Below are 6,838 nucleotides of genomic sequence, written 5' to 3'. Positions count from 1 at the left end.
GCCGCGCACGCGCGTCCCGTAGTCGGATTGGCGCGGCTGATGGTTCACATCTCACCTATGCGAAAGCGCTCAGCGAAAGCATCACAGCTGCATGACTCGCGGGAGTGTGACGCCTAAAGCCGCTTTCGAGGCGGTTCGGCAGACGCAATGACGCCGCTACAGCCCTGCCAAAACGCCCATTTGAGGGCCAAGCTTCTTGCGATGCAGCGTGGCGGCGCCTAGTGTGGCGGCCATCCCGTCAAATATGGAAGAGTCGCGCCCGATGCCGGCTCATGACGGCTGCAAGGAGAAGACGATGCCGTTCCTCGCTACCGCCCTCGATCGTGTGAAGCCGTCCGCGACCATCGCGGTCACGGATAAAGCACGCGAGCTGAAAGCGGCGGGCCGCAACGTCATCGGTCTCGGCTCCGGCGAGCCGGATTTCGACACGCCCGCCAACATCAAGCTGGCGGCGATTCACGCGGTCGAAGCCGGCAAGACCAAGTACACGGCGGTCGACGGCATTCCTGAGTTGAAGGAGGCGATCATCGCCAAGTTTCAGCGCGAGAACGGCCTGACCTACAAGCCGAACCAGATCATCGTCGGCACCGGTGGCAAGCAGGTGCTGTACAACGCGCTGATGGCGACCATTAATCCGGGCGACGAGGTGATCATCCCGGCGCCCTATTGGGTCAGCTATCCGGAGATGGTGGCGCTCGCCGGCGGCGAGAGCGTGCCGGTGGTCTGCACGGCCGAGCACGGCTTCAAGCTGCAGCCTGCGGCGCTCGAAGCCGCCATCACGCCGAAGACCAAGTGGATCATCCTCAACTCGCCGTCGAACCCGACTGGCGCCGCCTACAGCCGCGCCGAGCTGAAGGCGCTGACCGACGTGCTGGTCAAGCATCCGCATGTCTGGGTGATGACCGACGACATGTACGAGCACCTAGTCTACGACGACTTCAAGTTCACCACCCCGGCGCAGATCGAGCCGTCGCTGATCGATCGCACCCTCACGGTGAACGGCGTCTCGAAAGCCTATTGCATGACCGGCTGGCGCATCGGCTATGCGGGCGGTCCGTCGCCGCTCATCAAGGCGATGGCGACCATCCAGTCGCAGTCGACCTCGAACCCTTGCTCGATCGCCCAATGGGCGGCCGTCGAGGCGCTCAATGGTCCGCAGGACTTCATCCCGGCCAACAACAAGGTGTTCAAGGAGCGCCGCGACCTCGTGGTGGCGATGCTCAACCAGGCCACCGGCATCGACTGCCCGCGGCCGGAAGGCGCGTTCTACGTCTATCCGTCCTGCGCCGGGACCATCGGCAAAACCACGCCGGGCGGCAAGAAGCTCGAGACCGACCAGGACTTCGTGACCGAGCTCCTGGAAGCGGAGGGCGTCGCGGTGGTGCAGGGCTCGGCCTTCGGCCTTGGCCCGGCGTTCCGCATCTCCTACGCGACCAAGACCTCGGATCTGGAAGAAGCCTGCAAGCGCATCCAGCGCTTCTGCGGCAATCTGCGGTAGTGATTTATTAACAATCCGCAAGGTTACCCATTGAATTGTTCCTAAATTGAGGAAGCGCCTTGTTTTGAACAAGACGCTTCCTTTTTTGTGCCTCCGCACGTCATCCCTGCAAATGCGGAGTTTGTTTCAATGTCCATCACAAGTCGGTTCGGTATCGCTGCGGTTGCTCTGATCGCTTCGCTGGCGAGCGCCAGCGCCCAGGAGCGGCTGCAGGTCGGCACGCTCGAATGCCACGGCGGCCCGAACGTCGGCTACGTTGTCGGCTCGACCACCCAGCTCGAATGCTTGTTCCAGAGCGCCGGTCGCAAGCCGGAGCCGTACGTCGCCACCGTTCAGCGCATCGGCGTCGATCTCGGCTTTACGCAGAACACCGGCCTCGCCTGGGCCGTCTACGCGCCGACCCGTCGTATCGGCCGCGGTGACCTTGCCGGCAGCTTCGGCGGCGTCGGTGCCAACGCCTCGTTCGGCGTCGGCGTTGGTGGCAACCTGCTGATCGGCGGTTCGAACAACGCCTACGCGCTGCAGCCGCTCAGCCTGCAGGGCCAGACCGGCCTCAACGTCACCGCCGGCATTGCCGACGTGCAGCTCCGCCCGGCCGACGTCGTTCGTCCGCGTCACGGCAAGTATCGTCGTCATCACCATCATCGTCACCACCGCTAAGCGCTGGTCGCGATTCACGCGCTTTGAAAGGCCCGCTCGCGCGGGCCTTTCGTCGTTTCAGGGCGTGGGTTCCCGTGAGCCGCCAGTCGGGGCGTCATTGAACATTCGTCGGTGCTGTGCCTAGATGGTTCCATCGTCAATGGAGACTCGTCATGCGCCTCTCGCTTCTGCTCGCCGCCGCCGCCGCCTCGCTGATCACCAGCGCCGCCGAAGCCCAGCAGTCGCGGGTGCAGGTCGGCGTGCTCGAATGCCGCGGTGGGGCCAGCATGGGCTTCATCGTCGGCTCGGTGACCAATCTCGGCTGCGTGCTGCGCGCCAACGGGCGGCCCGACACCCCGTATGTCGCTACCATCCGTAAGGTCGGCCTCGATCTCGGCATCACGCCCGAGACCGCGCTGGGCTGGGCGGTGTTCGCTCCGGTCGATCGCTTCGGCCCCGGCGACCTCGCCGGCGACTATGCCGGCGCGCAGGGCTCGGCATCTGTCGGCGTCGGCCTCGGCGCCAACGTGCTGGTCGGCGGCTCGGCCAATTCGATCGCGCTGCAGCCGCTGAGCCTGCAGGGCCAGACCGGCATCAACGTCGCGGTTGGCCTGCAGGCGCTGGAACTGCGTCCGGGGCGCTGAGGCATTCCCCATTTCGTGCGCTGCAGCGCCAAGCTGCTGCTACACATTCGACGAAATGTTGATCACTTCCAAGCGTGCGCTGCGATGCTACTTGCCGCAGCGCACGTTTGTATTTGTCCTTGATCTTGCTCAAGCCGATCACCGCAGCTGCGAAACTTTTCCAGCTTGCCAAGCCTGACGGCTGCTGAAAGCATCACCCGTTGCCGACCCAATCACGGGCCGAGCTCCAGAGAAAAGGAGACGGCGATGGGACATGATCCCCGTGGTCCCCGGTGCATCGCACTGGTGGGCCCATTCCAAAGCGGAAAAACCTCACTGCTCGAAGCGATCCTGGCGCGTACCGGCGCGATCCCCAAAGCGGGATCCGTTGACGCCGGCACCTCGCACGGCGACAGCAGCCTTGAGGCGCGGCATCACAAGATGGGGCTCAGCCTCACAGCCGTTACCACCCAGTTCATGGGTGAGACCTACACTTTCCTCGATTGTCCCGGCTCCGTCGAATTCGCGCACGACATGCGCGCGGCGCTGCCTGCCATCGATGCTGCTGTCGTCGTATGCGAAGCCGATGAGCGCAAGCTGCCTCAGCTGCAGCTGATCCTGCGCGAGCTCGAAGATCTCGGCATTCCCAGATTTCTATTCCTCAACAAGATCGACCGCGCCAACAAGCGCATTCGCGAAGTCCTCGAAAGCCTGCAGCCGGCGTCGCGCATTCCGCTGGTGCTGCGCCAGATTCCGATCTGGAACGGCGAACTGATCGCCGGCTATGTCGATCTCGCGCTGGAGCGCGCCTTCGTCTATCGCGAGCACAAGCCGTCCGAAGTGATCGAACTCGCCGGCGGCGATCTGGACCGTGAGAAGGAAGCCCGCTTCTCGATGCTGGAGAAGCTCGCCGATCACGACGACGCGCTGATGGAGCAACTGCTCGACGACATTCAGCCGCCGCGCGACTCGGTGTTCGACGATCTCGCGCGCGAACTGCGCGAAGGCTTGATCTGTCCGGTGCTGCTCGGCTCGGCGCTACGCGAGAACGGCGTGATGCGTCTTCTGAAGGCTCTGCGCCACGAAGCGCCCGATGTCACCGAGACGGCCGCGCGGCTCGGCGTCGCTTCCACCAAGGAAGCGGTCGGCTATGTGTTCAAGACGCAGCATCTGCAGCACGGCGGCAAGCTTTCACTGACGCGTGTGCTGGCCGGCACACTGGCCGATGGTGATACTGTGCACGCCTCGTCGGGCGAGAGCGCACGCGTGTCTGGCATCAGCGCGGTGAACGGCGGCCACGACAGCAAGCGCTCGTCGGCGACCGCCGGCGAAGTCGTTGCGCTCGGCAAGCTCGACGCGATCAAGACCGGTGACAGTATCGGTAACGGCAAGGCGGCGCCCGCTGCGCTTGCCGAAATCGCCGCGGTCCCGCCAGTGTTGGCAACGGCGCTCGCCGCCGCCGATCGCAAGGACGACGTCAAGCTCGGCCAGGCGCTGCAGCGGCTCGCGGAGGAAGATCCGTCACTCACCGTGGTGCACGATCCGCAGAGCCACGAGATGGTGATCTGGGGCCAGGGCGAGATGCATCTGCGCGTAGCGCTGGAGCGGCTGAAAGATCGCTATGGCGTCAGCGTCAAATCGCATGCGCCGGGGATCGGCTATCGCGAGACCATCCGTAAAGCCGTTACGCAGCGCGGGCGACACAAGAAGCAGTCCGGCGGCCACGGCCAGTTCGGCGACGTCGTGCTCGAGGTCAAGCCGCTGCCGCGGGGCGAGGGCTTCGCCTTCGCCGAGACGGTGGTCGGCGGCGCGGTGCCGCGCAACTACATCGGCGCGGTCGAAGAAGGCGTGGTCGATGCGCTGAAGGCCGGCCCGCTCGGCTTCCCGGTGGTCGATGTCCATGTGACGCTGACCGACGGCTCGTATCACACCGTCGACTCGTCCGACATGGCGTTCCGCACCGCGGCGCGGCTCGGCATCACCGAGGCGCTGCCGCAGTGCCAGCCGGTGCTGCTGGAGCCGATTCACACCGTCGAGATCGTCTGCCCGACCGACGCCACCGCCAAGGTCAACGCCATCCTGTCCGGACGGCGCGGCCAGATCCTCGGCTTCGACACCCGCGAGGGCTGGACAGGCTGGGACGTGGTGCGGGCGACGATGCCCGAGGCGGAGATCGGCGATCTGATCGTCGAACTGCGCTCGGCAACGGCGGGCGCGGGCGGCTTCACCCGCAGCTTCGACCACATGGCCGAAGTCTCCGGGCGCACGGCGGACCAGATCGTGGCGGCGCATCGCCAGGCCGCCGCATAGGCTGACCTCGCCGCAAGCTGCGGACCAAAACGGCTTCGATGATGCCTGAGACATCATTGAAGCCGTTTTGTATTTGCGGTAGCCGATAGCCATGACATTGAAATGCAAGGTGCAGCCGTGATCACCTCGGCCCAGATGCGCGCGGCGCGGGCGATGCTCGGCATCGACCAGCGGACGCTGGCCAAGCTCGCCGGGGTGTCGGTGCCGACCATCCAGCGCATGGAGGCGAGCGGCGGCAACGTCCGCGGCATCGTCGAGTCGTTGACGCGTGTGGTCGATGCGCTCAACCGCGCCGGCATCGAGCTGATCGCGGAGAACGCCCGCAGTGAAGACGGTGGCCGCGGCGTGCGCCTGAAACAGCCGGTGCCGCCGCCGGAGGCTGCGCCGTGAGCGAGCGTCCCGAGCCGGCGCGCCGTGCCGCCTGCCTGATCGGCTGGCCTGCCGCGCATTCGCGCTCGCCGCTGATCCATCATTACTGGCTGCGCCAGCTCGGCCTCGAAGGCGGCTACGCCATCGAGTCGGTGCCGCCGGAGGGCTTCGCCGAATTCGTGCTGCATCTTAAGACGCACGGCTATATCGGCGCCAACGTCACCATCCCGCACAAGGAGCGCGCGCTGCAGCTCACCGAGCCCGACGCGCGGGCCCGCGCCGTCGGCGCTGCCAACACGCTGTACTACGACGGCGACGTGCTGCGCTCGACCAACACCGATGTCGAAGGCTTCATCGACAATCTCGATGCCTCGGCGCCGGGCTGGGACAAGACCAGGCATGCGCTCGTGCTCGGCGCCGGCGGTTCGTCGCGTGCGGTGTTGTTCGGGTTGCTCGAGCGCGGCTTCACCCGCATCGCGCTCGCCAATCGTTCGATCGAGCGCGCGCAAAGCTTGCGCGATCTGTTCGGCGAGCGCGTCGTGCCGATCGCGTGGAGCGATGTCGCCGCAGCGCTGCCGGGCGCCGGCCTCGTGGTCAACACCACGTCACTCGGCATGAAGGGCCAGCCGCCGCTCGACATCGATCTGTCGCCGCTCGCTGCGGACGCGGTGGTCGCCGATCTCGTTTATGTGCCGCTGGAAACGGGATTGTTGAAAGCCGCCCGTGCACGAGGTCTGCGCACCGCCGATGGCCTCGGGATGTTGCTGCACCAGGCAGTGCGCGGCTTCGATTTGTGGTTCGGTGCGCGTCCGCACGTCACCGCGGAGTTGCGCGCGTTGATCGAAGACGATCTGCTCGCGCATACGTGAAGGCAATAAACGGCGCTTTGCAACGTATTGCTCCAGGGGCTTACTGGAGAAGTTGATATGTCGTCTCGTTCCGTTTCGTTGCTTGGTCCGCTCGCCGCGCTGGCCTTGATCGTCCCCCTTTCGTCCGCGCTGGCGCAGCAGCCGCCGACTCCCACCAAGGTTCGTGGCGAGATCGAGCGTGTCGACGGCGATCACCTCACGGTGAAGTCGCGCGGCGGTCAGGACGTGCAGGTGCAAATGCAGCCGGATGTGCGCGTCGCCGGCATCGCACCGATTTCGCTGAGTGAGGTGAAACCCGGCGCCTTCATCGGTGCCACCACCGTGCCCGGCCCCAACGGCGCCAGCGACGCCGTCGAAATCCACGTGTTTCCCGAAGCGATGCGCGGCACCGGCGAAGGCTCGCGCGCCTGGGACCTCGGACCGCACAGCACGATGACCAACGCCACCGTCGATCAGTCGGTCGCAAGCAACGATGGCCGCACCGTCACGGTGAAATACAAGGGCGGGCAGAAGGTCATCTCGGTGACGCC

7 protein-coding genes are annotated in these 6,838 nt (G+C 65.7%); all 7 read left to right on the top strand.

Going from position 1 to position 6,838, the window contains the following annotated elements:
- Positions 1 to 295 precede the first annotated feature (295 nt).
- Positions 296 to 1,498 (top strand): pyridoxal phosphate-dependent aminotransferase, encoded by a 1,203-nt coding sequence (locus I5M_RS18180; RefSeq protein WP_031336925.1) that lies wholly within the window; start codon positions 296 to 298, stop codon positions 1,496 to 1,498.
- Positions 1,499 to 1,627: 129 nt separating this feature from the next.
- The gene (locus I5M_RS18175; protein WP_022722702.1) at positions 1,628 to 2,158 is read left to right on the top strand and encodes a DUF992 domain-containing protein; all 531 of its coding nucleotides are present in this window, start codon (positions 1,628 to 1,630) and stop codon (positions 2,156 to 2,158) included.
- A gap of 152 nt (positions 2,159 to 2,310) precedes the next feature.
- Positions 2,311 to 2,781 carry a DUF992 domain-containing protein gene (locus I5M_RS18170; RefSeq protein ID WP_022722701.1) on the top strand — a complete coding sequence of 157 codons (471 nt, stop codon included), beginning with the start codon at positions 2,311 to 2,313 and terminating at the stop codon, positions 2,779 to 2,781.
- A gap of 246 nt (positions 2,782 to 3,027) precedes the next feature.
- Positions 3,028 to 5,070 carry an elongation factor G gene (locus tag I5M_RS18165; protein ID WP_022722700.1) on the top strand — a complete coding sequence of 681 codons (2,043 nt, stop codon included), beginning with the start codon at positions 3,028 to 3,030 and terminating at the stop codon, positions 5,068 to 5,070.
- 117 nt (positions 5,071 to 5,187) lie between these two features.
- Positions 5,188 to 5,460, top strand: coding sequence for a helix-turn-helix domain-containing protein (locus tag I5M_RS18160; RefSeq protein WP_031336923.1), 273 nt, complete (start codon positions 5,188 to 5,190; stop codon positions 5,458 to 5,460).
- Complete coding sequence (locus I5M_RS18155) at positions 5,457 to 6,308, top strand: shikimate dehydrogenase (RefSeq protein WP_022722698.1); 852 nt, start codon at positions 5,457 to 5,459, stop codon at positions 6,306 to 6,308. Before I5M_RS18160 ends, I5M_RS18155 begins: the two co-directional genes overlap by 4 nt.
- Before the next feature lie 57 nt (positions 6,309 to 6,365).
- Positions 6,366 to 6,838 (top strand): hypothetical protein (locus I5M_RS18150; protein WP_022722697.1); only part of this gene is annotated, 473 nt, incomplete at its 3' end.

It is taken from the genome of Rhodopseudomonas sp. B29 (genome assembly GCF_000333455.1).
In the GTDB taxonomy this organism is placed as follows: Bacteria; Pseudomonadota; Alphaproteobacteria; order Rhizobiales; family Xanthobacteraceae; genus Rhodopseudomonas.
This window is presented reverse-complemented; position numbering and strand designations above follow the sequence as displayed.